Source organism: Rhizobium sp. B21/90 (assembly GCF_019355815.1).
Taxonomy (GTDB): domain Bacteria; phylum Pseudomonadota; class Alphaproteobacteria; order Rhizobiales; family Rhizobiaceae; genus Rhizobium; species Rhizobium rhododendri.
On the sequence record NZ_CP072162.1, the window covers coordinates 1,677,335 to 1,703,062 of the forward strand.

General features: G+C 60.5%; 22 protein-coding genes, 1 pseudogene and 1 riboswitch. Of the genes and pseudogenes, 12 read left to right on the forward strand and 11 right to left on the reverse strand.

Annotation, left to right across the window (positions count from 1 at the left end; genetic code table 11):
- Positions 1-309: 309 nt before the first annotated feature.
- The 3 genes and pseudogenes from metH (at position 310) to J5278_RS31600 (ending at position 4,895) form a co-directional block, all read left to right on the forward strand.
- On the forward strand, positions 310-4,086 hold the full coding sequence (metH, locus tag J5278_RS08000; protein ID WP_209184223.1) for a methionine synthase: 3,777 nt from the start codon (positions 310-312) through the stop codon (positions 4,084-4,086).
- Positions 4,087-4,271: 185 nt separating this feature from the next.
- Positions 4,272-4,505: pseudogene (locus tag J5278_RS08005) on the forward strand (type II toxin-antitoxin system Phd/YefM family antitoxin).
- A gap of 213 nt (positions 4,506-4,718) precedes the next feature.
- Complete coding sequence (locus tag J5278_RS31600; protein ID WP_247749112.1) at positions 4,719-4,895, forward strand: hypothetical protein; 177 nt, start codon at positions 4,719-4,721, stop codon at positions 4,893-4,895.
- Positions 4,896-4,898: 3 nt separating this feature from the next.
- Here J5278_RS31600 and J5278_RS08015 read toward each other — a convergent pair whose 3' ends face one another.
- On the reverse strand, positions 4,899-5,663 hold the full coding sequence (locus tag J5278_RS08015) for a GntR family transcriptional regulator (protein WP_209184222.1): 765 nt from the start codon (positions 5,661-5,663) through the stop codon (positions 4,899-4,901).
- Positions 5,660-6,544, reverse strand: coding sequence for an N-acetylglucosamine kinase (locus J5278_RS08020; protein WP_209184221.1), 885 nt, complete (start codon positions 6,542-6,544; stop codon positions 5,660-5,662). The genes J5278_RS08015 and J5278_RS08020 overlap by 4 nt, the downstream gene beginning before the upstream one ends.
- Positions 6,545-7,013: 469 nt before the next feature.
- Here J5278_RS08020 and J5278_RS08025 point away from each other — a divergent pair, with 469 nt between their 5' ends.
- The 5 genes from J5278_RS08025 (at position 7,014) to J5278_RS08045 (ending at position 12,318) form a co-directional block, all read left to right on the forward strand.
- The gene (locus J5278_RS08025; protein WP_111222796.1) at positions 7,014-8,273 is read left to right on the forward strand and encodes an ABC transporter substrate-binding protein; all 1,260 of its coding nucleotides are present in this window, start codon (positions 7,014-7,016) and stop codon (positions 8,271-8,273) included.
- A 170-nt stretch (positions 8,274-8,443) separates the two neighbouring features.
- On the forward strand, positions 8,444-9,397 hold the full coding sequence (locus tag J5278_RS08030; RefSeq protein WP_142823245.1) for a carbohydrate ABC transporter permease: 954 nt from the start codon (positions 8,444-8,446) through the stop codon (positions 9,395-9,397).
- 10 nt (positions 9,398-9,407) lie between these two features.
- Positions 9,408-10,247 (forward strand): carbohydrate ABC transporter permease, encoded by an 840-nt coding sequence (locus J5278_RS08035; protein WP_142823244.1) that lies wholly within the window; start codon positions 9,408-9,410, stop codon positions 10,245-10,247.
- On the forward strand, positions 10,244-11,308 hold the full coding sequence (locus J5278_RS08040; RefSeq protein WP_209184219.1) for a Gfo/Idh/MocA family protein: 1,065 nt from the start codon (positions 10,244-10,246) through the stop codon (positions 11,306-11,308). The genes J5278_RS08035 and J5278_RS08040 overlap by 4 nt, the downstream gene beginning before the upstream one ends.
- 11 nt (positions 11,309-11,319) lie before the next feature.
- On the forward strand, positions 11,320-12,318 hold the full coding sequence (locus J5278_RS08045; protein WP_209184217.1) for an ABC transporter ATP-binding protein: 999 nt from the start codon (positions 11,320-11,322) through the stop codon (positions 12,316-12,318).
- A 180-nt stretch (positions 12,319-12,498) separates the two neighbouring features.
- Here J5278_RS08045 and J5278_RS08050 read toward each other — a convergent pair whose 3' ends face one another.
- Positions 12,499-13,368, reverse strand: a complete 870-nt coding sequence (locus J5278_RS08050; RefSeq protein WP_209184215.1) for a LysR substrate-binding domain-containing protein — start codon at positions 13,366-13,368, stop codon at positions 12,499-12,501.
- 24 nt (positions 13,369-13,392) lie between these two features.
- Here J5278_RS08050 and J5278_RS08055 point away from each other — a divergent pair, with 24 nt between their 5' ends.
- A complete protein-coding gene (locus J5278_RS08055) occupies positions 13,393-13,692 on the forward strand; it encodes a hypothetical protein (protein WP_209184212.1) in 300 nt (99 codons plus the stop codon).
- A 12-nt stretch (positions 13,693-13,704) separates the two neighbouring features.
- On the opposite strand, the gene J5278_RS08060 is transcribed toward J5278_RS08055, so the two are convergent.
- The 8 genes from J5278_RS08060 to J5278_RS08095 all read right to left on the reverse strand — a co-directional run bounded on the left by J5278_RS08060 (position 13,705) and on the right by J5278_RS08095 (position 21,411).
- Positions 13,705-14,010: an NIPSNAP family protein gene (locus J5278_RS08060; RefSeq protein ID WP_209184211.1), complete on the reverse strand. Its 306-nt coding sequence runs from the start codon at positions 14,008-14,010 to the stop codon at positions 13,705-13,707.
- A 30-nt stretch (positions 14,011-14,040) separates the two neighbouring features.
- Positions 14,041-15,384, reverse strand: a complete 1,344-nt coding sequence (locus tag J5278_RS08065; protein ID WP_209184210.1) for an MFS transporter — start codon at positions 15,382-15,384, stop codon at positions 14,041-14,043.
- Between the two features lie 174 nt (positions 15,385-15,558).
- Entirely contained in the window at positions 15,559-16,038 is a 480-nt protein-coding gene (locus tag J5278_RS08070) for a 6,7-dimethyl-8-ribityllumazine synthase (RefSeq protein ID WP_209184209.1), read from the reverse strand.
- Positions 16,039-16,128: 90 nt separating this feature from the next.
- A riboswitch (FMN riboswitch) is annotated at positions 16,129-16,291 on the reverse strand.
- Positions 16,292-16,378: 87 nt separating this feature from the next.
- On the reverse strand, positions 16,379-17,440 hold the full coding sequence (locus J5278_RS08075) for an ABC transporter ATP-binding protein (RefSeq protein WP_209184208.1): 1,062 nt from the start codon (positions 17,438-17,440) through the stop codon (positions 16,379-16,381).
- Positions 17,437-18,264 (reverse strand): ABC transporter permease, encoded by an 828-nt coding sequence (locus tag J5278_RS08080; protein ID WP_111222807.1) that lies wholly within the window; start codon positions 18,262-18,264, stop codon positions 17,437-17,439. The genes J5278_RS08075 and J5278_RS08080 overlap by 4 nt, the downstream gene beginning before the upstream one ends.
- Positions 18,261-19,178, reverse strand: a complete 918-nt coding sequence (locus tag J5278_RS08085; RefSeq protein ID WP_209184207.1) for an ABC transporter permease subunit — start codon at positions 19,176-19,178, stop codon at positions 18,261-18,263. Before J5278_RS08085 ends, J5278_RS08080 begins: the two co-directional genes overlap by 4 nt.
- A gap of 75 nt (positions 19,179-19,253) precedes the next feature.
- Positions 19,254-20,351: an ABC transporter substrate-binding protein gene (locus J5278_RS08090; protein WP_209184206.1), complete on the reverse strand. Its 1,098-nt coding sequence runs from the start codon at positions 20,349-20,351 to the stop codon at positions 19,254-19,256.
- 187 nt (positions 20,352-20,538) lie between these two features.
- The gene (locus J5278_RS08095; protein ID WP_111222809.1) at positions 20,539-21,411 is read right to left on the reverse strand and encodes a MurR/RpiR family transcriptional regulator; all 873 of its coding nucleotides are present in this window, start codon (positions 21,409-21,411) and stop codon (positions 20,539-20,541) included.
- Positions 21,412-21,589: 178 nt separating this feature from the next.
- Here J5278_RS08095 and J5278_RS08100 point away from each other — a divergent pair, with 178 nt between their 5' ends.
- The 3 genes from J5278_RS08100 (at position 21,590) to J5278_RS08110 (ending at position 25,532) form a co-directional block, all read left to right on the forward strand.
- Positions 21,590-22,357 (forward strand): N-formylglutamate amidohydrolase, encoded by a 768-nt coding sequence (locus tag J5278_RS08100; RefSeq protein ID WP_209184205.1) that lies wholly within the window; start codon positions 21,590-21,592, stop codon positions 22,355-22,357.
- 116 nt (positions 22,358-22,473) lie between these two features.
- Positions 22,474-24,045 (forward strand): amino acid permease, encoded by a 1,572-nt coding sequence (locus J5278_RS08105; RefSeq protein ID WP_209184204.1) that lies wholly within the window; start codon positions 22,474-22,476, stop codon positions 24,043-24,045.
- 116 nt (positions 24,046-24,161) lie between these two features.
- The gene (locus J5278_RS08110) at positions 24,162-25,532 is read left to right on the forward strand and encodes a glutamine synthetase family protein (RefSeq protein ID WP_209184203.1); all 1,371 of its coding nucleotides are present in this window, start codon (positions 24,162-24,164) and stop codon (positions 25,530-25,532) included.
- Positions 25,533-25,728: the final 196 nt, after the last annotated feature.

Here is a 25,728-nt window from a genome sequence, read left to right on the forward strand (position 1 = left end):
GCGTCAAGTGCGTTGCGCGCACTCGGGGTGCTTGTCGGTGGATCGCTGAAAAACGTGGTGCAGGCTGCATAGATATCAAGCCGCACTTCACCACCCTTGCCCTCTGCGGCTGCAGCGTGTTTTGCGACGGTCAAGGCGCCAGCAACCAAGACCGAAGTCCGGTAATGGCGGGCACACCTGCATGTTTTTTGCCGTTCGGCAAAAAGAGCGGCTATATTGCAAATCACTATAGTCGACCGCATATATTGACATAAAGATATCTTTATGTGATTGAATGCGGAGTCGCAGTCGGGTCGAGGGAGTATGCTGGTGTTTGACGATCTTTTTGGTCCGGAAGCGGCAAAGCGGGATGGCAGTGACGTGTTCGCGGCGCTGAAGCAGGCAGCCAGCGAGCGTATTCTGGTGCTCGATGGTGCCATGGGCACGCAGATTCAGGGGCTTGGCTTCGACGAGGAGCAGTTCCGCGGCGATCGCTTCATCGGCTGCGCCTGTCACCAGCAGGGCAATAACGACCTTCTGATCCTCAGCCAGCCCGACGCCATCGAGGAAATCCACTATCGCTACGCCATGGCCGGCGCCGACATCCTGGAAACCAACACGTTTTCCTCGACGCGCATCGCCCAGGCCGACTACGAGATGGAAGGCGCTGTCTACGATCTCAACAAGGAGGGGGCACGCGTCGTGCGCCGGGCTGCCATCCGTGCCGAGCGTGAAGACGGCCGTCGCCGCTTTGTCGCCGGCGCCATCGGCCCGACAAACCGTACGGCATCGATCTCGCCCGACGTCAACAATCCCGGTTTCCGCGCCGTCTCCTTCGACGAGTTGCGCATTGCTTATGGCGAGCAGATCGATGGGCTGATCGATGGCGGCGCCGACATCATCCTGATCGAAACCATTTTCGACACGCTGAACGCCAAGGCGGCGATCTTCGCCTGCGAGGAGCGTTTTATCGCCAAGGGCGTCCGCCTGCCGGTTATGATCTCCGGCACCATCACCGACCTTTCCGGCCGTACCCTGTCCGGCCAGACGCCGTCGGCGTTCTGGAACGCGGTTCGCCATTCCAATCCGTTCACCATCGGCCTTAACTGCGCGCTCGGTGCCAATGCCATGCGGCCGCATCTGCAGGAGCTGTCAGGCGCTGCCGACACGTTGATCTGCGCCTATCCGAATGCCGGCCTGCCGAACGAATTCGGCCAATACGACGAGACGCCCGAGATGATGGCGGCGCAGATCGAGGGCTTTGCAGCCGAGGGTCTGGTCAACATCGTCGGCGGCTGCTGCGGCTCGACGCCGGACCATATCCGCGCCATCGCCGAAGCCGTGTCGAAATACAAGCCGCGCGCCATCCCCGAACATCGTCCCTTCATGTCGCTGTCGGGTCTCGAGCCGTTCCAGCTCACCAAGGATATTCCGTTCGTCAACGTCGGCGAGCGCACCAACGTCACCGGCTCGGCGAAATTCCGCAAGCTTATCACCAATGCCGACTACAACGCGGCCCTGGCTGTCGCTCGCGACCAGGTCGAGGCCGGCGCCCAGGTGATCGACATCAACATGGATGAAGGCCTGATCGATTCCGAGAAGGCGATGGTCGAGTTCCTGAACCTGATCGCAGCCGAGCCTGATATCGCCCGCGTGCCTGTCATGATCGACTCGTCGAAATGGTCGATCATCGAGGCCGGCCTGAAATGCGTCCAGGGCAAGTCGATCGTCAACTCGATCTCGCTGAAGGAAGGCGAGGAGAAGTTCCTCGAGCAGGCACGGCTGGTACATGCCTATGGTGCCGCGGTCGTCGTCATGGCATTCGACGAGACCGGCCAGGCCGACACCTACCAGCGCAAGGTCGATATCTGCACCCGCGCCTACAAGATCCTGACCGAACAGGCGGGCATCTTACCCGAGGATATCATCTTCGATCCGAACGTTTTTGCGGTCGCCACCGGCATCGAGGAGCATAACAATTACGGCGTCGATTTCATCGAGGCGACGCGGACCATCCGGCAGACCATGCCACTGGTGCATATCTCCGGCGGTGTCTCGAACCTGTCCTTCTCGTTCCGCGGCAACGATACGGTGCGCGAGGCGATGCACTCTGTCTTCCTCTATCACGCCATCCAGGCGGGGATGGACATGGGTATCGTCAATGCCGGCCAACTGGTCGTCTATGACACCATCGATCCTGTTCTGCGCGAGGCTTGCGAGGACGTGGTTCTCAACCGCCGCCCTGACGGCACGGAGCGGCTGCTCGAGGTCGCCGAGCGCTATCGCGGAACCGGCGTGCGCGAAGCCCGTGTACAGGATATGTCCTGGCGCGAGCTCCCGGTTGAAAAGCGCATAGAGCACGCGCTGGTCAACGGCGTTACCGAATTTATCGAGGCCGACACCGAGGAGGCGCGCCAGGGTGTCGAACGACCGCTGCACGTCATCGAAGGCCCCCTGATGTCCGGCATGAACGTCGTCGGCGACCTGTTCGGCTCGGGCAAGATGTTCCTGCCGCAGGTGGTCAAATCCGCTCGAGTCATGAAGCAGGCCGTCGCCGTATTGCTGCCCTACATGGAGGCTGAAAAGCTGGCCAATGGCGGCAACGGCGAGCGCGAGGCGGCCGGCAAGGTGCTGATGGCAACGGTCAAGGGCGACGTTCACGATATCGGCAAGAACATCGTTGGCGTCGTGCTTGCCTGCAACAACTACGACATCATCGACCTCGGCGTCATGGTGCCGGCGGCGAAGATCCTTGAGACAGCAATCCGCGAGAAGGTCGACATCATCGGCCTATCCGGCCTGATCACCCCGTCGCTCGACGAAATGGTGCATGTCGCCGCAGAGATGGAGCGCCAGGGCTTCAATATTCCCCTGCTGATCGGCGGAGCGACGACAAGCCGCGTTCATACGGCGGTGAAGATCCACCCGGGCTATTCCTCTGGCCAGGCGGTCTACGTCACCGATGCGTCGCGCGCAGTCGGCGTCGTCTCGGCGCTGTTGTCGCCGGAGGGCAAGAAGAATTATGTCGACACCATCCGCGAGGAATACGCCAAGGTTGCGGCAGCGCATGCCCGCAACGAACTGGAAAAGGTCCGCCTGCCGCTTTCCCGTGCCCGCGAAAATCCTGAGAAGCTCGACTGGTCGGCCTATACCCCAAAGACGCCGTCGTTCTTCGGCACGAAGATCTTCGAGGACTATGATCTCGCCGAGCTGGCGCAATACATCGACTGGACGCCGTTCTTCCAGACCTGGGAGCTGAAGGGCCGCTATCCCGCCATTCTCGAGGACGAAAAGCAGGGCGAGGCGGCACGCGCACTGTTTGCTGACGCACAAGCGATGCTGAAGAAAATCATCGATGAAAAGTGGTTTCGTCCGCGCGCCGTCATTGGTTTCTGGCCAGCAGGTGCCGTCGGCGACGATATCAAGCTTTTTGCCGACGAGACGCGGACTGCGGAGCTTGCGACTTTCTACACGCTTCGCCAGCAGCTCTCGAAGCGCGATGGACGGCCGAATGTGGCGCTGTCGGATTTCGTGGCCCCCGTCGACAGCGGCGCTAGGGATTACATCGGTGGCTTCGTGGTCACGGCTGGTGTCGAGGAAGTGGCGATTTCTGAACGCTTCGCCGGCGCCAACGACGACTACTCGTCCATCCTGGTGAAGGCGCTGGCCGACCGTTTTGCGGAAGCTTTTGCCGAGCGCATGCATGAACGGGTGCGCCGCGAATTCTGGGGATATGCGACCGAAGAGACCCTGTCGCCCGAGGAGATGATCAGCGAGACCTATGCCGGTATCCGGCCGGCGCCGGGATATCCGGCCCAACCTGATCATACCGAGAAGGAAACGCTGTTCCGGCTGCTCGATGCGGAAGCGGCCACCGGCGTCAAGCTGACCGAGAGCTATGCCATGTGGCCGGGCTCGTCAGTGTCCGGCGTCTATATCGGCCACCCCGGCTCCTACTATTTCGGTGTCGCCAAAGTCGAGCGCGACCAGGTGCAGGATTATGCCGCCCGCAAGGGAATGCCGGTCGAGCAAGTCGAGCGCTGGCTCGGCCCGGTGCTCAACTACGTGCCGAACAAGCGCGAGGAAAAGATCGACGCTGCCGCCTGATCGGCGTGTCTTTGCAAGCGGTTAGGGCTAGACGCTGGCGATTTGATTCACGTTCATGCGGCCGGAAGGTGATTCACCTTTCGGCCGTAAGTGTTTGATCAGGCAGCACATAGCGCTCGATTGAAAATGGATGGTGATGCGTTTGCCCCGATGTTATTTTGGCTAACTTAGCTGAGGGCCAGAAGATGCAAGTCACCGTCCATGCCGCAAAGACCAATCTGTCCAAGCTCATCGATGCTGCGCTTTCCGGGGAAGAGGTTGTCATCGCCAAGGGCAGCAAGCCGGTCGTGAAGCTTGTGCCCATCGAGCAGCGGTCGTTCAAGATAGGCATTCTCTAAGGCAAGTTGATCGGCGATGCTCCGGATTTTCTCACCGACATGGATGAGGAAGAACTGGCTCTCTGGGAAGGCGCGCAGTGAGTTCATTCCTGCTCGACACCCATGTTTGGGCATGGTCGCTGACGGGCGACAAGCGGCTCTCACCGCGAGCGGTCGCAGTGATGGAGAAGGCGGAGCATATTTTCGTCAGCCCGATCAGCCTGTTTGAAATCGGCCAGAAGGTCCGCCTCGGCAATTGGCCTGAGATGGAGCCGTTTGTCGAGGAGCTTCCGGCGCTTCTCCAGCAGCAGGGCGGTGAAATCGCTGATCTTACTCCTGCAATATGCTTCGATGATGAACTGGGGCCACCGCGACCCCTTCGACCGGTTGCTTGCAGCAACGGCCATGGACAGTCGCATCGCGATCATCTCGGCCGACGTGGTGTTCGATGCTCTCGACGATCTCGGAGACTGGATCGCTCGTATCTGGTAAACGTCAACCCGGCCCGATGGTCAGTTCCGCGACGAAATCGTAGGCATCGCCGCGATAGAGCGAGCGGGTGAATTCGACTGCGCGGCCGGAGGCGAGATAGGAGATGCGCTCGATCGACAGGCCGGCTGCTCCAGCCGATACTCCGAGCAATTCCGCATCCGTCTCCTTCATGTTTGTCGCAGATATGCGCTGCACGGCGCGCACCGGCCGCACCTGGCGCTTCTCAAGCTCGGCGTAAAGCGATGCGGTAACGGTCGACGGGTCGGGCAGGAATTCGCCGGAGACGCTGGCGTGTTCGATCGCCAGCGGCTGGTCGTCGGCGATGCGCAGGCGGCTCAGGCGGGAAACCTTGGTGTCGGCGGCAAGGCCTAGGATCATCATCTCGTCGGGCGAGGGCGTGTGGATGCCCTTGTGCAGCCATTGCGATCGCGCCGTCATACCGCGCCGCGCCATATCCTCGGTGAACGAGGTCAGCTGCGACAGCTTCTGCTCGACCTTGGAGACCGGCTTGCTGACGAAGGTACCGGAACCGTGGCGCCGCACCAGCAGCCCGTCGGTCACCAGATTGTCGATGGCCTTGCGCACGGTGACCCTGCTGACGGCGGCATATTCGGCGATGTCGCGCTCCGGTGGCAGTGCGTCGCCCTGCTTCAAAGTACCGGCCTTGACGGCCTCCTCCAGCGTTCTGCGCAGCTTGACGTAGAGCGGGCCGGTGCCTGCTTCCTGCATGCGGGCGGGAGAGAAAATCAGGGTCAGGTCGCCGGTCATGCGCTGCGCCTTTCGTCTTGCCCGGCAAGGGCTACCGCAAACGAAACGGCCCCTTGCAGCGCGTCGCCGCGTGGATCGACAAGCAGCGCCTGATGCGCTGTGCTCAGCCACGCGCGATAGGCGAGAGCGAGGCCACCGAGCAGGCAGACGGTGGTGCAATCTGGCCAGAGCAGGGCGTCGAGGCTGTTGTCGATGTCGGACGTCGCCTTGCGGACGATCCGTGTTGCAATGGCGTCGCCAGCAGCAGCGTGCTCGAAAACCTGGGGCGCATACCGGGCAAAATCCCCCGGCGTGGCACTGTGCGCGAATTCCACGACGTTTTGCGGATTGTTGCCGAATGCGGCCATGACGATGCGCGTCAGCGGCGTGTGCACATAGACGCCGTCATGGGAAAGCAGTGCCAGCTCGAGGAGGTCGCGGCCAAGCCTGGCGCCGCTGGCCTGATCGCCGATGACGAACCCCCATCCGCCGATTTCCGTCACCTTGCCGTGACGCCTTGCGCCATAGACGGAACCGGTGCCGAAGGAAGCGACAACGCCGTCCGAGGGCCCGAGCGCTCCCTGCAGGGCGATCAGCTGGTCGGTGACGACATCGGCTTTTGCAAATGGCAGTGCTTCGCGGATGAGGCTACCGTGCGGGCCGACATTGGCGCCGGCAACGCCAAGCACGGCGGTGCTGCTTGCGAGGCAGGATGGATCAATCCCGGCATTCTCCAAGGCGCTGCGGCTGGAGGCAACGATGTTCTCAAGTGCCATCACGCGGTCCGACATGATGTTGGCAGGGCCAGCGTTGCCGCGCCCGAGAATTCTGCCGGTCGCATCTGCTACGGCGGCACGGCAACTCGTTCCGCCGCCATCTATGCCGATTGCATACTTCGTCATGTGAGCCCCCGGATGCCGTCTGTTCCCGCGTTTTTCACTACCATACCAAAAAAATACCATTTACCAAGTGCGAAGATGATCTGCGCCGTTTGTTTTTATTCGATTGTTTTTGTTATGAATTTTTCGTTTCCAGGATTTTTTGCGACGGAAAGGTTAAATTCAACTGGACAATTGGTATTTTTTTGGACTTAATTCCGGTCAAGGGAACAGCATCGACGGACATCGGCGGAAGCGGCAAACAAAAATAGCCGGAGCGCCAGGCGGACGACAATATTCGTCAGCAGATGTCGCGGCAAAGGGCGGATCGATTTCGATCCGTGCGGCGTGACGTTGCAGCGTTTTCCTGATTGATATGTATTCCTGCTGCGGTTTCATGCGGGGATATGGGTCGCCGCTGGCTTGAGCCGGCCGGTGCTCGTTTCAGATCGAAAACGGCGTCTTGAGACGCCAGGAACAGGAGAGGGAAAAAATGACACAGAAAATTCTGAAGGGCTTGCTGCTCGCATCCAGCCTTTTGAGCTCGGCCGGGTTCGTTCATGCGGCGGACGTGACATTGAACGTCGAGAGCTGGCGCAACGACGACCTGTCGATCTGGCAGACGAAGATCATCCCGGCTTTCGAAGCCAAGAACCCGGGCATCAAGATCACCTTCTCGCCGACGGCCCCGACCGAGTACAACGCGTCGCTGAACGCCAAGCTCGATGCCGGTTCTGCGGGCGACATCATCACTTGCCGTCCGTTCGACGCTTCTCTGGACCTGTTCAACAAGAAGCACCTTGCCGACCTGACAACGCTGCCGGGCATGAGCAATTTCTCGCCGGTCGCCAAGGCTGCCTGGTCGACGGATGACGGCAAGTCGACCTTCTGCGTACCGATGGCTTCGGTCATCCACGGCTTCATCTACAACAAGGATGCCTTCGCGAAGCTCGGTATCTCCGTTCCGAAGACCACCGACGAGTTCTACGCCGCGCTCGACAAGATCAAGGCTGACGGTACCTATATCCCGATGGCCATGGGCACGAAGGACCTCTGGGAAGCCGCAACCATGGGCTACCAGAACATCGGTCCCAACTACTGGAAGGGCGAAGAAGGCCGCGTTGCGCTGATGGAAGGCAAGCAGAAGCTGACCGACGCCGACTGGGTCGAGCCTTTCAAGCAGCTGGCCAAGTGGAAGCCATACCTCGGCGACGGTTTCGAAGCCCAGACCTATGCCGACAGCCAGAACCTCTTCACTCTCGGCCGCGCCGCCATCTATCCGGCCGGCTCCTGGGAAATTGCGCTGTTCACAGCCCAAGCCCAGTTCAAGATGGGCGCTTTCCCGCCACCGGTTCCGAAGGCCGGCGACACGGGCTACATCTCGGATCATCCGGATATCGGCGTTGGCCTGAATGCCAAGTCGGCGCATCCGGAAGAAGCCAAGAAGTTCCTGTCCTGGGTTGCCTCGTCGGAATTCGCCGACATCTACGCCAACTCGCTGCCGGGCTTCTTCAGCCTGAACTCGACACCGGTGAAGATGAGCGATCCGCTGGCGCAGGAATTCGTCTCCTGGCGCGGCCCGTACAAGTCGACGGTTCGCTCGACCTACCAGATCCTGTCGCGTGGCACGCCTAACCTCGAGAACGAAACCTGGGTGGAATCGGCCAACGTCATCAACGGCACGGATACGCCGGAAGTTGCTGCCAAGAAGCTCCAGACCGGCCTCGACAGCTGGTTCAAGCCTGCCAAGTAAGAAGTTTACCCTCCCCTTGATGGGGAGGGTCGGCCCGACGGCCGGGGTGGGGTGATCCTTGCGCGTGTGGCGTCACCCCCACCCGCAGCCTCGCTGCGACCTCCCCCCTCAAGGGGGAGGTACCGTGATCATGCTGTGCCCGCGCAAGCCCCAAGAAAACAGGCAAAGCCATGAGCGACATCACCACTTCAGCGGCCTTGCAGCCGGTTTCGATCAAGCGCCAGCGGCGCTGGCATATTCTCGTTTTCCTTTTTCCGGCGTTCCTGGTCTACACGGTGGTGATGATCCTGCCGCTGGTCGAGACCCTGCGGCAATCCTTTTACAATCTGGTCGACGGGCAGCTTACCTTCGTCGGCCTTGCCAACTTCAAGGTGCTGTTCGGCGATATTAGGTGGGCGCATGATTTCTGGAATGCGCTTCGCAACAACTTCATCTTCTTCGTCATCCACATGTGCGTGCAGAACCCGATCGGCGTGGCGCTGGCCGCCATGCTGTCGTTGCCGAAGCTTCGCTTCGTCACCTTCTACCGCACGGCAATCTTCCTGCCGACGCTGCTGTCTTTCGTCATTGTCGGCTTCATCTGGAAGCTGATCCTGTCGCCGCTTTGGGGCGTCACGCCGTGGATGATGGACCTCGTTGGCCTCAAGGCATTGTTCAGCCCGTGGCTCGGCAAACCGGGTTCGGCGCTGATCGCGGTCGCCCTGATCTCCGTCTGGCAATATGTCGGCATCCCGATGATGCTGATCTATGCGGCGCTGCTCAACATCCCAGAAGAAGTGATCGAAGCTGCGGAATGCGACGGCATTACCGGCTGGAGCCAGTTCTGGAAGATCAAGCTGCCGCTGGTGTTGCCGGCTATCGGGATCATCTCGATTCTCACTTTCGTTGGCAATTTCAACGCCTTCGACCTGGTTTATACCGTGCAGGGTGCGCTCGCCGGGCCTGATGGCTCGACCGATATTCTGGGCACGCTGCTCTATCGCACCTTCTTCGGCTTCCAGCTGCAGCTTGGCGACCGCTCCATGGGCGCAACGATCGCAACCGTTATGTTCCTGATCATCCTTGCCGGCGTCTCGTTCTACCTGTTCATCGTCCAGCGGCGCATCCGCCGCTACCAGTTCTGAGGCGGCACCGATGTCCAAGGCACGCTCATCCACCATCCGCACCGGTCTCGTCCATCTGGCCCTGATCAGCTACACGCTGATCGCCTTGTTTCCGGTCTTCCTGACCGTCATCAATTCGTTCAAGGATCGCGGCGCGATCTTTCGCGCGCCGATGATGGTGCCGACGCCGACCACCTTTAGCCTGATCGGCTACCAGACGGTCCTGGGGCAGGGCAATTTCGCCATGTATTTCCAGAACAGCTTCGTCGTCACCATCGTCTCGATCGTGCTGGTGCTGCTGTTCGGTGCGATGGCGGCGTTTGCGCTCTCGGAATATCGCTTTCGCGGCAATATGGTCGTCGGGCTCTACATGGCGATCGGTATCATGATCCCCATCCGGCTCGGTACCGTTGCCATCCTGCAGGGCATGGTCGCCGCCGGTCTGGTCAACACGCTGACGGCACTGATCCTCGTCTATACCGCGCAAGGTCTGCCGCTGGCGATCTTCATCCTGTCCGAGTTCATGCGGACAGTCTCTGATGACCTTAAGAACGCCGGCCGCATCGATGGTCTGAACGAGTATGCGATTTTTATCCGGCTGGTATTGCCGCTGATCCGTCCGGCCATGGCGACCGTCGCCGTGTTCACGATGATCCCGATCTGGAACGATCTGTGGTTCCCGCTGATCCTTGCGCCGAGCGAAGCGACCAAGACTGTCACGCTCGGCAGCCAGATCTTCATTGGCCAGTTCGTCACCAACTGGAATGCCGTTCTGGCGGCGCTATCGCTGGCTATCCTTCCGATCCTGGTCCTCTACGTCATCTTTTCGCGGCAGCTGATCCGCGGCATCACTGCGGGAGCGGTCAAATGAGCCTATCCGAAAAACCCATCCGCGTGCTTGTCGCCGGGCTTGGCAACATGGGCCGAAGCCATGCGCTCGCCTATCACAATAACGCAGGCTTCGAGATCGTCGGCCTCGTCAATCGCTCCAAGCCAGTGCTGGACGAAGCGTTGCACGGCTATACGATTCACGCCGACTTCCAGACCGCGCTGACAGAACTGAAGCCCGATCTCTGCTCGATCTGTACCTATTCCGACAGCCATGCCGACTATGCGGTCATGGCGTTCGAGGCCGGCTGCGACGTCTTCATCGAAAAGCCGCTGGCAACGACCGTAGCCGATGCCGAGCGCGTGGTTGCAGCCGCAAAGGCGGCGGGCAAGAAGCTCGTCATCGGCTATATCCTACGCCATCATCCGTCTTGGATGCGGCTGATTGCCGAGGCCCGCAATCTTGGCGGTCCCTATGTCTTTCGCATGAACCTCAACCAGCAATCGAGCGGCCCGACCTGGGAAACCCACAAGGCTCTGATGCAGACGACTTCGCCGATCGTCGACTGCGGCGTGCACTATGTCGATGTCATGTGCCAGATCACGGATGCGAGGGCTGTCGAAGTGCGCGGCATGGGCCTGCGCCTGTCCGACGAGATTGCGCCCGACATGTATAATTACGGCCATCTGCAGGTGAAGTTCGAGGACGGCTCCGTTGGCTGGTACGAAGCGGGCTGGGGGCCGATGATCTCGGAGACGGCGTTCTTCGTGAAGGATGTGATGTCGCCGAACGGCGCCGTTTCGATCGTCATGGACCCGAACGCCAAGTCCGACGACATCGACACGCACACCAAGACATCGGTCATCCGGCTGCACAATGCCGAAACCGGCCCGGATGGCAGGTTCATCCGGCCTGATCGCGACCTGCATATGGATGGCGAGCCTGGTCACCAGGAGCTTTGCAACTTCGAGCAGGCCTATGTGCTGAAAGCCATTCGCGAAAACATCGACCTGACGCGGCACATGCACGATGCCGTGCAGTCGCTGCGCATCTGCCTTGCCGCGGACGAGAGCGTCCGGACCGGCAAGACCGTCACTTTGTAAGGATAAAAGCTTTGGGATCGCTTCAACTGAAATCCATCCGCAAGGCCTATGGCACCCATGAGGTGCTGAAGGGCATCGACCTCGAGGTCAAGGACGGCGAATTCGTCATCTTCGTCGGCCCGTCCGGCTGCGGCAAGTCGACCTTGCTGCGCAGCATCGCCGGCCTCGAGGATGTGACCGACGGAACGGTGATCATCAACGGCGTCGACGTCACCACGACCCCGCCGGCCAAGCGCGGCATCGCCATGGTGTTCCAGTCCTATGCGCTTTACCCGCACCTGACGGTGAAGGACAATATGGGCCTTGGGTTGAAACAGGCGGGCACGCCGAAGGATGCTATCGAGGAGCGGGTTGCGAAGGCCTCCGGCATGCTCTCCCTCGAGCCCTACCTGGCCCGTCGTCCGGCGGAACTCTCCGGCGGCCAGCGCCAGCGCGTTGCCATCGGCCGTGCCATCGTCCGCGAACCGGCGCTGTTCCTGTTTGACGAGCCGCTGTCCAATCTCGATGCGGCGCTGCGCGTCCAGACGCGGCTCGAGATCGCCCGTCTTCACCGCAGCCTGAAGGCGACGATGATCTACGTCACCCACGACCAGGTCGAGGCAATGACGCTGGCCGACCGCATCGTCGTTCTCAACGCCGGTGCCATCGAGCAGGTCGGCACGCCGATGGAGCTTTACAACCGTCCCGCCAACGTCTTCGTCGGCAGCTTCATCGGATCGCCGCAGATGAACATGATCCCGGGCGCCAAGCTTGGCGAGAGCGCAAAAACCATCGGCGTCCGCCCCGAACACATCACCCTGTCGCGCGAAAACGGGACCTGGCCTGCCAAGGTCGTCCATGTCGAGCATCTCGGCGCCGACACCATACTCTACCTCGAAACCGACCAGACCGGCCTCCTGACGGTCCGCCTTTTCGGCGAGCATCCCTATGCCCCGGACGAGACGGTTTTTGCCACACCGGACCCGGCCCACATGCACCGCTTCGGCGAAGACGACAAGGCGGTGCGGTAGGGGGCGGATAGTACGCCATCGCCCTCCCTCGCTGTTACGCCCTCCGACGCGACACTGTGCGCGACGCGAGACCGGGCGCATACGCATTGTTCGGCAAGGATGATCGGGCAGCCCGATAGGCGGTGAATATCATGGTCAGGTCACCCGGAAGGAAGGTGGGCATCATTTAGAAGGACCCAATCAGCGGGGCCGCGTCATCGGCCGGAAGGACTGGTGGATCACTTCCGCCATGCTCTCCACCGCGGGGTTAGAATGGTAAGCGTTGCGCCTCAGCACGACGCGGGAGGCGTCGATAGGTGGGAAGCCATCTCCAACACCGAGCTCTCGGCAATCGGGCGGTATGTTGCTGCGCGAGAGCGGGGCTATGCCCAGACCGGCAATGACGGCGATCTTCAGGCCACTTGAAGTATCACAGCTATAGGCGATGCGGAATGGCAGGTTGTGCTGTTCCAGAGAGCGAATGGCAAAGTCACGGCACCAGTTTGAGCGTCCGTAGATGGCAACCGGAATGGGATTGCGCTCATGCAGCCTGTGGACTGTCGAGGTCACCCAGACGGTCGGGTCGATATACAGAACCTCCCCTTGAGTCTGGGAGCTCCAATCGAACACAACGGCAAGATCGAGTTGGTCGTTTTCCAGCGCCTCCATCTGCTGTGAAGTGTAGCCGCATAAAACGGTCACGTCGACCGAAGGATGGCTTTCGGCGAAGGCTGCCAGTGCCCGTGGAAGAACGGTGTCGCCATATTCCTCTGGAATGCCGATCCTGACGACGCCGTCCAGCGGCTTACGTCGCATAGCGGCGGTCGTCTCATTCATCAGGCCCACAATCCGGCGGGCATAGGGCAGCAGTTGTCGCCCGCTTTCTGTCAGCGCCACACCGCGTGGCCCCCGGTCAAACAGCGGTTGGCCAACACTCTCTTCCAGACGCTTCAGTTGCAGGCTGATGGCCGATTGCGTCCTTCCGACATCACTGGCCGCACGGGTGAGATTGCCGGTGTCGGCAACCACCAGGAACATTCGCAGCAGATCGCTGTCGAGGGGAAGATTCATTGTCGCCAGCCATGAGATTTCTCAATGTCAGATATCGTTACTATTCGTTTGTGCGATGTCAATCAGCGGTTCAAACCAAAGGCCTGTCATGGTGGAGGGCGGTGGATGAGCGCGGGTCAAAAGGACGAAAACAAAGCGCCAGTGACGCGGATGGAAAGACTTCGGTTGTGGCTGGCCGGATACAGCGCGCTGGAAGTCATTGCGCGCAGGGAGAACGATCATTTGCTCCGCGATGCCGGAATGTCGCGCGACGAGGTTCGTGATAGTCTGCGGCCGTGGCGGATTGTCGGCCTTCTGTTGCTGCCGCGCAGTGGTCGTGAATAAGGCGCGTAGTCGCTACCCCAGTATCGGCCGCATGAAGCTGCGTTCGTAGCTGATGATACTGCGGTTTTTCTCCTCAAGTTCGAGCGTCGCCTGGCATTCTGCGTCTGCGGCCATGCTGTTGCGGTAGGCTTCGTAGGCTGTGAAGCTCGGGAAGGAGAAGAGTGCCACGGCGACGTTGCTGGCGCCTTCGGAGGGCAGGAAGTAGCCGTGATGCGTGCCGCCCATGCGGTTGACGATGGGGATCCACCGCCGTGCATAGTCCTCGAATTCCGCAATCTTGTAGGCGTCGATGATGTAGCGGAGGTGGCAGGTGATCATGGGCTATCTCCGGACGGTCGTTGAAAGTGTCTAGGAACCTGCTGCCAGCCGCGTCGTCAGTTCCTCGATGCCGGCTTGTGCTTCGATCTCATCGCCCTTGGCCATCAGGTAGAGCCCGAGGCAGAAGGCGAGGGCGGCGATGAAGAGGAGGTAATAGGCATGCGCCATCGGGTTGATGGCCAGCAGCGTGCTGACCGCGATCGGTGTGAGGCCACCGAAGATCGCGTAGGCGACATTGTAGGAGAAGGACAGGCCGGTGAAGCGGACGCGGGCCGGGAAGGCGCGGACCATGACATAGGGTACGGCGCCGACGAGGCCGACCGACAGGCCCATCACCGCGTAGAGGATGAACATGACTGTCAGGGAGGTGGCGGCGTAGCTGTAGAAGACGAAGGTGGCGGCGCCGAAGAACACGCTGGCGACGGTGAAGAATTTACCGGAGCCGACACGGTCGACAATGGCGCCAGCGGCTGCCGTGCCGACGATCAGGAAGAGCGTGCCGAAGCTGGTGGCGGCCAGCGATTGCTGGGCGGTGTAGTGGTAGAGCTTCTGCAGGAAGGTGGCGGTCATCAGCGTGGTGACGATGATGCCGGCCGACAGGATCCAGGTCAGCAGCATCGAGATGACAATGCCCCTCGGATAGTCGCGCAGCACCGCTTTCAGCGGCAGTTCCGATACCAGCGCCCGGCTCTTCTTCATGTCGGCAAAGATCGGCGTTTCGTGCAGCCAGCGGCGCAGGTAGACGGCGATCAGGCCGAAGATGCCACCGATCAGGAAGGGGATGCGCCAGGCATATGAGGCGACTTCATCAGGAGTAAAGACCGTGTTGATGATGGCGGCGATGAACGAGCCGAGCAGGATGCCCAGCGTCAGGCCGGAGCAGAGGAAGCCGCAGGCAAAGCCGACGCGACGGAAGGGAACGTGCTCGGCGACGAAAGTCCAGGCGCCCGGCACCTCGCCGCCAATGGCGGCCCCCTGCAGGATACGCAGGCAGACGAGCAGGATGGGAGCGGCAATGCCGATGGATGCATACGTGGGCATGGCGGCCATGCCGAGCGTCGACAGCGCCATCAGCAGCAGCGAGAAGGCGAACACTCGCTTGCGACCGTATAGATCGCCGAAATGGGCGAGCACGATACCGCCGATGGGGCGGATCAGATAGCCGGCTGCGAAGATGCCAAAGGTCTGGATCAGCACCAGCCAGTCGGGCAGGTCAGGCGGGAAGAACAGCTTGCCGATGACCGTGGCGAAAAAGACGAAAATGATGAAATCGTAGAATTCCAGCGCACCGCCGAGGGCTGCGAGGCCCAGCGTGCGAAAATCCTGGGAAGTCAGGCGGCGCGGCGCCCCCGTTGTCGTCGCAATAGGGGACATGGCAATCAACTCCGATGAAATGTTTGTGCCTCAACTCCGCAGGTTGCATGCGGGATTGGGGGCTGCATTTCAAGCGGTATTTGGTGTCACGGCCATCGAGCCCCGGGATAGGCTGTATCCGGATCGATGATCCCGGCAGGCATGGCGGCGCGCAGTGCACGCCGCCTGTTGTCATCAGGCCGCAAAGGTCATCAGCCGGGCGCGTTCGCTAAGGATATGCTGGCAGGCGCCGGCTGCCTCGCGGCCCTTGACGACGAAGTGTTCCTTGAAGAAACCGAGATGGGCTTCCGTGTCTTGGAAATGGTGCGGAGTGAGGACAACGGAGAGCACGGGGACGCCGGTGTCGAGCTGCACCCGCATCAACGCGTCGAGCACGCTGCCGGCCACGAAATCGTGGCGGTAGATGCCACCATCGACGACGAAGGCAGCGGCGACCACGGCGGAGTAGCGGCCGGTGCGGGCCAGTGTCTGGACGTGCAACGGGATTTCGAGCGCGCCCGGCACATCGAAGACCTCGACGGCGGCCGCACCGCGATCGTCGTATTTGCTCCATTCGGCGATGAAGCTGTCTATGCATTGATCGACGATTTCGGCGTGCCAGCGGGCGCGGACGAGGGCGATCTTGCCTTTTTGCGGTAGTGTAGAGATGGTCATGGTTCTATCTTGCCTTTCAAGGGTTTCAAATATCCCTTGGGCGAACACGCCCGATCCCGAGACCTTTCGCGCGGAAAGGTCGTCGATCAGGCCTGCTCTCTTCCATCCGGACTATGACCGTCGGCTCCGGCATCGCACCGGATCTGCTGACCCTTCCGCTAGAGGGCGAAAGGCGCTCGCGGGCTCCATTCGCTGCATTCGCGCAGATCCTGATACCGCCGGTGGGGAATTGCACCCCGCCCTGAGAACACAGCCAATATGCCGCGCTGCAACACAGAAATCAAAGCAAAAACGCCGGGAAATACCCGGCGTTTGTGAACACTGTATCTTGACAGGGAGATCAGTCGTTGATGACCAGCAGGTCTTCCGCGGCAAAGCGCAGGGTGACGCGTTCGCCGACGGCTGGCGGCATCTTGCCGGGAGCGTTGAACATGTCGAAGGAAATCGTGTTGCCGCCGACATTCATGCGGGTACGGATGACCGAGCCGAGGAAGTGTGCCGAGGTGACGTCGCCGGTGAGCGAGGTATCGCCCTTGGCACCTTCGGACAGCGATCCCGCTTCCGGACGCAGCGCCAGCGACACGGTGTCGCCGGCCTTGAAGGCGGTAACCGACTGTTTCAGCGTCACGCCCTGGTCGCCGATCGAGATACGGTTGGTGGCGGGATCGACGACCTTCGCCTCGATCAGGTTCAGCGTCCCGACGAAGGAGGCGACAAAGCGGGTCGCCGGGTGATTGTAGATCTCGAAGGGCGTGCCGATCTGGTCAGCGCGGCCGGCGTTCATGACGACGATGCGGTCGGATATCGACAGCGCCTCTTCCTGGTCGTGGGTGACGAAGACGGTGGTGATGCCGAGTTTCTGCTGGATGAGGCGAATTTCCTCGCGCAGCGATACGCGGATCTTGGCGTCCAGCGCCGACAGCGGTTCGTCGAGCAGCAGCACCTGCGGCTTGACAGCGAGGGCGCGGGCAAGTGCCACACGCTGCTGCTGGCCGCCGGACATCTGGTAGGGGAAGCGGTCGGCCAGATGATCGAGCCTGATCAGCGACAGCATTTCCTTGACGCGGCTTTCGATTTCCGCCTTTGGCGCGCCGGCGACCTTCAGGCCGAAGGCGACGTTGTCGAACACCGACATGTTGGGGAACAGGGCGTATGCCTGGAAGACCATGCCGATGTTGCGCTTGTTCGGCTTCAGATCCCGCTGTTCCTTGCCGCCGATCAGGATCGAGCCCGAAGTCGGCGTCTCGAAGCCGGCGATCATCCGCAGAACCGTCGTCTTGCCGCAGCCGGACGGGCCGAGGAACGAGACGAACTCGCCCTTTTCGATGCCCATGTTGAAATCTTTGACGACGGTGTTGGGGCCGAAACTCTTGCTGACCGAATCGATCCTGAGGAAGCTCATGGCTCTACACTCCTTGCAGTTTTTTGTGACAGGCGCGGCAACCAGCGCTGTCCCGGTCTTTTCGTGGCAAACAACTGCATCAGCACCATGCAGAACCAGATGATCCCGAAAGACATGATGGCGAGTGCTGCTGGTTCATAGGCGCGATCCTGCCCGGTCTGCACAAGGTAGGGACCGAAGGCCGGCCTGTTCAGAAGGCTGGCAAGCACGAACTCGCCGAGCGAGATGGAAAATGTCAAGAAGGCCCCGGACAGGATGGCAGACCGGATATTCGGGAAAATCACCTGGGCGACGGTGCGCAAGCGGGATGCGCCGAGACTTTCGGCGGCTTCTGTCAGCGTCTTGATGTCGATGGCCGCCATGCCGTTGTCGACCGCCCGGAACATGTAGGGCAAGGACAACACCACGTAGCCGATGACCAGCAGTACGTTCGTGCCTGTTTCCGACATCGTCAACGGCAGGAAAGAATTGGAGCCGAACAGCCGGATATATCCGAACACCAGAACCACGGGCGGGATGATCAACGGCATCAGCGAGATGAACTCGATCATCGGGCGGATTTTCGGCAGTTTCAGGCGTACCCAGTAGGCGGTTGGAACGACGATGAGGGCCCCGGCGATGATGGCGAGCAGCGATGCGGTGGCCGAAAAGCCGAGGGTCGCCAGGAACTTCTCGCTGGAAAATACCGACCGATAGGCTGCAAAACTCCACTGTCCGCGCAGCATCTGCAGCGAGAACTGGAAGGTCGCGTAGAGCGGTATCAGAAAATAGGACGCTGCAACGATCACGATGAACGTCGAGACGATGGGGAAACGCTTGGTCACTGGCGCCACCTCTCAGCCTTGTTGCGGAGCACGAGATACAGCGTGTTGCTGATCCCCATGATGACAACCATGCCGACCGCCAGCGCGTAGCCGAGGTTGGGATTGTAGAGCACGTTGCCCTGGATCTGCTGGTAGAGGACAATCGGAACGACCCCGAAGCTCGATCCGGTCAGGGCGTAGACCGTGACGAGAGTACCGAAGGCATTGGCGAACAACAGCAGGAAACAGCCGAGAATGGACGGCATCAGCACTGGCAGCGCGACCATCTGCCAGTATTGCCTGCGGTCTGCACCGAGAATTTCCGCAGCTTCCCGCCATTCCGACTTGAGGCCATCGAGCGCCGGCGTGATGATCAGCAGCATCAGCGGCAGTTGGAAGTAAAGATAGGTGATCGCCAGGCCCGCGAACGAGAAAAGGCTGAAGCCCGACCCATAGAGATTGAAACCGAAGACGTTGCGCAGAAACACGGTCACAAGGCCGAGGCGGCCGAGCGTTGCGATAAATGCGAAGGCGAGCGGGATGCCCGCAAAATTGGAGGCAACCCCGGAAAACGTCATGAACGCGGTGCGCACCCAGGGTGGCAGCCCGCCGAGCACCACGGCATATCCGAGAAGCAAGCCGGCAACCGCTCCGAGGGCAGCGGCGACGAGGCTGAGGCGCAACGAAAGGGAATAAGCGGAGAGAATGGTCGGGGAGGTCAGCGCAATGAAATTGTCGAATGTAAATCCGCCGGCCGAATTCTCGAATGCGCCGGTGACCAGGTAGAGAACGGGTGCGATCAGAAAGAAGAGAGCGAACAGGAAGAACGGCGCAACGCCAAGCCAGTCCCAGTTGATGGCTCCAGTCCGGCGGGCGGTCGGCGCCTTCGCAGGCGATCCCGGCGGTGACCTGGAGGCGTTATTCGCGACACTCATGCACAACACCCTTGAAGCAAGTAATGAAAACGGATGCCGGCTGGTGCCGGCATCCGCGCGAGATTATCGATCCGATTACTTGGCGCCCATTTCCTTGGACCAATCGGAAGCAACGACGGCCTTGGCTGCAGACTGCTCCTCGAGGGTCGGGAAGATGGCCTTTGCATAGCCTTCGGCCGCTGGCATCTTGTCGAGCAGTGCCTGGGGGATGACCTTGCGGGTCGCCATGTCGGTGAAGCGGATCGGGTGGCAATAGCCCTTCAGCCAGCCGACCTGACCTTCGTCCGAATAAAGGTATTCCATCCAGAGCTTGGCAGCGTTCGGGTGAGGCGCAAATGCGGAGATCGCCTGAACGTAGACACCGGCGATGACGGCGTCAGATGGTACGATGACATCCATCGGCGGGTTGCCGGCGAGCTTGTCGCGCATGGCAAGGACATTGTAGTCCCAGTCGAACAGGACCGGCGTGGTGCCCTGCGCCATGTTCTGGGCGTTGCCGTTGACCGGTACCAGGTTACCGCTGGCCTTGAGGTCCTTCATGAATGCAGTGCCGAGCTTGGCTGTTTCAGCGCCGCCCTTGCCGCCCTTGGCCGTGCCGGCCGCGTAAACGGTCATCATCGAGCTGTTGCCGGTGCGCGGGTCGCCAGGCATGGCAACTGCGTTGGCATATTTGGAGTCCGTCAGATCGGCAAAGCTCTTCGGGCTTTCCTTGACGACGTCCTTGTTCACGCCGATGGCCAGAACGCCGTAGTAATCGCCGTACCAGTAGCCTTCGGAATCCTTGGCGCTGTCAGGGATCGAGTCCCATGTGGAAACCTTGTAAGGCTGCAGCAGGCCGTCCTTCTTGGCGGATGGACCAAAGGACAGGCCTACGTCGATGACATCAGGGGCCTGTGGGCCCTTGTTGCCCTTGTTGGCCTTGATGGCTTCGATTTCGTCGCCGGAACCTGCGTTCGGGTTCAGTTCGTTGACGGTCAGGCCGTATTTGGCCTTGAAGCCTGCGATGACGTCGCCGTAGCCGCACCAGTCGTGCGGCAGGGCGATCGTGGTCAGCGAGCCTTCTTTTTTGGCGGCTACAATGAGGTCGTCGCTCGGCGCGGCAGAGGCTATGGCGGTGGACGCCATGACGATTGCGGTCGAGAGCGAAAGGAGGCGATGAATAGATCTGGTCACTGTTGTTCTCCTTGATCTTCAGTGTCTGGCGAAGCTGTTAATGACATTGCGTGAAGCTTGTGTGACGGTTGTTTTGCACCCGATTAGCGGGAAATTGCCGGGATGTTGGCGCGTCTCCCTGCGCTCGAATATCGATGGCATCAGCCGTTTTCGGCGTGGTCGTGTTGCCGACCTTTTTTCTTCTCCTCTAGCCGATTTTACGAAAGAGCTTGGTCTGTTCGAACAGGCCTTCCAGTGTCTTCATGCGCTCGCTCGTCTCGTCCCAGGTCGAGTTCTGGACGGCCTCGATGAGAGCCTCGACGATGAACAGTGTGACCACAGAGGAGTCCCAGGCGGACGGCGCCTCGATCTGGACGCGGAAGGTATGCTTTGCGTGTTTGGAGGCGGGCGAGGCCCACTGGTCCGTGAAGACGATGATCTCGGCGCCGCGGCGGCGGGCGGCGGCGGCCAGGCTCACCATTTCAAGCTCATAGCGCCTGATGTCGAAGATGATGAGCAGGTCGCCTGGGTTCATGTTGAGCACATATTGCGGCCATGAACTCGAATTGGCGGATAGCAGCGTCGTGTTGGCGCGGATCACCTGCATGTGCGTGAAAAAGTATTCTGCCAGTGCGCCGGTTATGCGTCCACCGACGAAATAAAGCTCGCGGCGGCTCTCGCAAAGCAGGGAGACGACGCTGTCGAAGGTGGCTGTATCGAGATCGGTAAGCGTCTGGCGCAGGTTGGCGCTGATGGCATCGGCGAAGCGATTGAGAATATGCGTGCCCGGAGCATTGCTTGCCCAGCGCCCGCGTTTTGTCAGCGGATTGGAGATCGTTGCCTCGACCTCCTGGTGCAGATGGGACTGGAATTCCGGATAGCCCTTGAAGCCGAGTTTCTGCACCATGCGCGCAACAGTCGGCGTCGAGACGCGTGCATTTTCTGCAACCGTGGTGATGCTTCCCAAGCCCGAGACAGGGTAATTGTCCAGCAGGCTTTCCGCCAGCTGCTTCTCGGCCCGCGTCAGCCCATCGAAATGGGCATGGATAACGTCAGCCACGGTTTTCGATGCGTTGATCACTCTATTTTAGCCCCCAGGGACGGTCTTTGCCTGTCTCCATGACACTTTAAACAACGCTGTCACATATCGAGTCAATGTCTAAATTGAAGAGATAATTTCAGTTTACGGTTGACACTCGCCATAAGCTGAAGAATTCTTTTCTGTGAAGGTTTTGTTAAACTTTGGGTGGAGGGCCGGGATGCTGATGCATCAGGCTGTGCTGAGCGAACAAGAAGGGGAATGTGTTGCCGTCGAGCGACCCGATGGTCGCAGCCCGGTCGTGGTGATTTGTGAGCACGCATCCTCCAGGTTGCCGGAGCGGTTTGGCGATCTCGGCCTGTCCGAAGAAGCGCGGAACAGCCACATCGCCTGGGATCCGGGTGCTTTGGCCGTTGCGAGGGGACTGTCTCGCAATCTCGATGCGCCTTTGGTCTACCAGCGCTTTTCGCGGCTGATTTACGATTGCAACCGTCCGCCGGAGTCTCCCGCAGCCATGCCGGAGGTGAGCGAAATCTATGATATTCCGGGCAATCGACAGCTGGATAGCGAGGAGCGCAGGGCGCGGACCGAAGCGCTGTATGTGCCGTTTCATCAACGTATCCGCGATTTACTCTTGCGCCGGACGGCGCTGGGGATGGCCAGCGTCATTGTCACAATTCATAGTTTCACGCCGATTTATGACGGCCGGTACCGTGAGGTCGAACTCGGCATCCTGCACGATACGGATGAACGGCTGGCGAACCGCATGCTGGCGCTGGCAGGCGAAGCGCCGCTCTATCGAACGGAGCGAAACCAGCCCTACGGGCCGCAACACGGGGTTACCCACACGTTGCAACTACACGGCGTATCGAACGATTTGAAGAATGTCATGATCGAGGTCCGCAACGACCTGATCGTGGATGATGTCGGCCAAGGGGTCATGGCCGATTATCTGACAGGGCTGATCCAGCGTAGCCTGGACGCCTGAACAATAAAGACCCCGGGGAACAGTCAAACTGCGGCAGGCGGGGCAACATATTTGCCACGCCATAAAAGGGGACGGTCCGCAATTCCGCGGACTTTCGGTTGAAGGGGACGTTTCACATGTCGGATTATACCGAATTGGATAAGAAGCAGGATGTCGGCATCCTGCACTCCATGGGCTACGCCCAGGAGCTCGAGCGACGGATGAGTTCGTTCTCGAATTTCGCGATTTCATTTTCCATTATTTGCATCATGTCGGGGGGTATCAATTCGCTGGCGCAGGCGACTTCCGGGGCAGGCGGCATCGCCATCGGCATCGGCTGGCCGGTCGGTTGCCTGATGTCGATCTTCTTCGCGCTGGCTCTGGCACAGATTTCGTCGGCTTATCCGACAGCCGGTGGCCTCTATCACTGGGGCTCCATCCTCGGCAACCGCTTCACAGGCTGGCTGTCGGCCTGGCTGAACCTGCTTGGCCTGATCACCGTTCTCGGTGCCATCAATGTCGGCACCTATTACTTCTTCTTCGGTGCCTTCGGCACCTATTTCGGCATGGAGGATACGGTGGTGGTTCGTATCACCTTCGTCGCCGTGATCACCGCCATCATGGCGCTGGTCAACCACATGGGCATCGGGCTCACCGCCAAGCTCACCGACATGTCCGGCTATCTCATCCTCGGCGCGGCTCTGGCGCTGACCGTGGTGTGCCTGATCTGCGCGCCGTCCTATGAGTTCTCGCGGTTGTTCACCTTCACCAACTATTCCGGATTGGCGACGATGGCTGCGGACGGAACACAGAGCGGGCCGCCGGTCTGGCCGGCCGTTTCGGGTGCCTGGGTCTTTGCGCTCGGTCTGCTGCTGCCGATCTACACCATCACCGGCTACGACGCCTCGGCCCATACGTCGGAAGAAACCGTGAAGGCATCCGTCTCGGTGCCGAAGGGCATGGTCTCTGCCGCAGTCTGGGCCTCGGTCATAGGCTACATCATGCTATGCGCCTTCGTTCTGGTGCTGCCCAACATGGAAGATGCTGCCAAGCAGGGCTGGAACGTGTTTTTCTGGGCGATGGACAGCCAGGTCAACCCGACGGTCAAGATCATCCTCTACATCGCCATCTTCGTATCGCAGTTCCTCTGCGGCCTGGCGACGGTGACATCCGTGTCGCGGATGATCTATGCCTTCTCGCGTGACAAGGGCCTTCCGGGCTCCAGCACGCTTGCCAAGGTCAGCCCCAAGTTCCGCACGCCGGTTGCTGCGATCTGGACGGGATCGATCCTGTCGGTGCTGTTCGTCTGGCTCACCTCGGTGATCACCATCGGCGAATCCTCGGCCTATGCCATCGTCGTGTCTTGCACGGTAATCTTCCTGTTTCTCTCTTTCGCCGTTCCGATCGGCCTCGGCCTTCTCGCCTACGGCACGCCGAAATGGCCGAAAATGGGTCCATGGAGCATCGGTCCGACCTTGTTCCGCGTCGTGGCGGTGCTGGCGCTGATCTCGATGGTGGTGATGTTCGTTATCGGCGTACAGCCGCCGAACGACTGGGCACTCTACATCACCGTCGGCTTTCTCGTGCTGACGGCGATCGTCTGGCTGGTGTTCGAGAACCGGCGCTTCAAGGGGCCACCGATCGGCGAGGAAGTCGCCCGTCGCGCGGCAAGCATTGCTGCTGCCGAGAAGGCAGTCGGGGAAATCTGAGCGATAATCGAGCCATGAGGGGTCGCCTTCGGGCGGCTCCTCGCCAGGGCGGTCGGTAGGGGCGTCGGACGCAAGACCGACGAGATCGCAGAATTTAAAGGGTCAGGGCGGATTTTATGAGCAGCATCTATACGTTTGACGATTTGAAGAAGGATGTGGCCGAAGGGCGCATCGACACGGTTCTCGCATGCCAGGTGGATATGCAGGGCAGGCTGATGGGCAAGCGGTTTCAGGCCGAGTTTTTTCTCGAGAGCGCCTGGAAGGAAACGCACAGCTGCAATTACCTGCTGGCGACCGACATGGAGATGGAAACCGTCTCCGGCTATGCGTCGACAAGCTGGGAAAAGGGCTATGGCGACTACACCATGAAGCCGGATCTTTCGACGCTTCGCCGCATTCCGTGGCTAGAGGGGACGGCGCTGGTGCTTTGCGACGTTCTCGACCACCACACCCATGCCGACGTGCCGCATTCGCCACGCGCGATTCTTAAGAAGCAGGTGGCACGGCTTGAAGCGATGGGTATGAAGGCCTTCATGGCGACCGAGCTGGAATTCTTTCTGTTCGACCAGAGCTACGAGCAGGCGCAGGCATCCGGATATCGCAACCTGCCGCTCGCCAGCGCCTATAACGAAGACTACCACATCTTCCAGACGACCAAGGAAGAAGGCGTCATGCGCGCTATCCGCAAGGGCCTGCAGGGCGCCGGCATCCCGGTCGAAAATTCCAAGGGAGAAGCATCGGCCGGGCAGGAAGAGATCAATGTCCGTTATGCCGACGCGCTGACGATGGCGGACCGCCACGTCATCATCAAGAACGGCTGCAAGGAGATCGCCTGGTCCCAGGGCAAGTCCATCACCTTCCTTGCAAAGTGGAGCGCCGCATCTGCCGGCAGTTCGTCGCACGTCCACCAGTCGCTGTGGAGCGCCGATGGCAAGACGCCTTTGTTCTTCGACGAAAAGGCCGAGCACGGCATGTCGTCCCTGATGCAGCATTACATTGCCGGCCAACTCGCCCATGCCGGCGAGATCACCTATTTCCTGGCGCCCTACATCAACTCCTACAAGCGCTTCGTGGCGGGCACTTTTGCGCCGACCAAGGCCGTCTGGAGCACAGATAACCGGACGGCTGGCTATCGTCTTTGCGGCGCCGACAGCAAGGCCATCCGCATCGAATGCCGTGTCGGAGGCTCGGACCTCAATCCCTACCTCGCCTTCGCGGCCCTACTTGCGGCAGGCATTGACGGGATCGAGAACAAGATGGCGCTGGAGCCGGCGTTCGTCGGCGACGCCTACGCCGCCCGCAACGTGCGCGAAGTCCCCCGGACCTTGCGGGATGCAACGGTTGCCATGACGGAATCGAAGATGTTGCGCGCAGCCCTCGGCGACGATGTCATCGATCACTATACCCGCGCAGGCGAATGGGAGCAGGAAGATTTTGACCGGCGCGTTACGGACTGGGAAGTGGCGAGAGGGTTCGAGCGGGCTTGAGATAATCGCAATGGTTGTGCTTTGTTGTTGCCATGGAGGCACTATGCTAGGCTCGCCCACGATCTTTGGAGGCCGCCATGGGACACATCGACAGCGCTCGGAATGAATCGCTGTTGCCCCTTGCCCTTGCGGCACTTGGCCATGCCAGACGACCGCCCGCGAACACGACCTGACAATTATCACCCGCGACCGTGCG

Coding starts and splice junctions, on each gene's coding strand:
- J5278_RS08015 (WP_209184222.1), bottom strand. CDS start 5,663: ATGACCGGCGACCTGACCCTGATTTTCTCTCCCGCCCGCATGCAGGAA.
- J5278_RS08020 (WP_209184221.1), bottom strand. CDS start 6,544: ATGACGAAGTATGCAATCGGCATAGATGGCGGCGGAACGAGTTGCCGT.
- J5278_RS08025 (WP_111222796.1), top strand. CDS start 7,014: ATGACACAGAAAATTCTGAAGGGCTTGCTGCTCGCATCCAGCCTTTTG.
- J5278_RS08030 (WP_142823245.1), top strand. CDS start 8,444: ATGAGCGACATCACCACTTCAGCGGCCTTGCAGCCGGTTTCGATCAAG.
- J5278_RS08035 (WP_142823244.1), top strand. CDS start 9,408: ATGTCCAAGGCACGCTCATCCACCATCCGCACCGGTCTCGTCCATCTG.
- J5278_RS08040 (WP_209184219.1), top strand. CDS start 10,244: ATGAGCCTATCCGAAAAACCCATCCGCGTGCTTGTCGCCGGGCTTGGC.
- J5278_RS08050 (WP_209184215.1), bottom strand. CDS start 13,368: ATGAATCTTCCCCTCGACAGCGATCTGCTGCGAATGTTCCTGGTGGTT.
- J5278_RS08055 (WP_209184212.1), top strand. CDS start 13,393: ATGTCAGATATCGTTACTATTCGTTTGTGCGATGTCAATCAGCGGTTC.
- J5278_RS08060 (WP_209184211.1), bottom strand. CDS start 14,010: ATGATCACCTGCCACCTCCGCTACATCATCGACGCCTACAAGATTGCG.
- J5278_RS08065 (WP_209184210.1), bottom strand. CDS start 15,384: ATGTCCCCTATTGCGACGACAACGGGGGCGCCGCGCCGCCTGACTTCC.
- J5278_RS08070 (WP_209184209.1), bottom strand. CDS start 16,038: ATGACCATCTCTACACTACCGCAAAAAGGCAAGATCGCCCTCGTCCGC.
- J5278_RS08075 (WP_209184208.1), bottom strand. CDS start 17,440: ATGAGCTTCCTCAGGATCGATTCGGTCAGCAAGAGTTTCGGCCCCAAC.
- J5278_RS08085 (WP_209184207.1), bottom strand. CDS start 19,178: ATGAGTGTCGCGAATAACGCCTCCAGGTCACCGCCGGGATCGCCTGCG.
- J5278_RS08100 (WP_209184205.1), top strand. CDS start 21,590: ATGCTGATGCATCAGGCTGTGCTGAGCGAACAAGAAGGGGAATGTGTT.
- J5278_RS08105 (WP_209184204.1), top strand. CDS start 22,474: ATGTCGGATTATACCGAATTGGATAAGAAGCAGGATGTCGGCATCCTG.
- J5278_RS08110 (WP_209184203.1), top strand. CDS start 24,162: ATGAGCAGCATCTATACGTTTGACGATTTGAAGAAGGATGTGGCCGAA.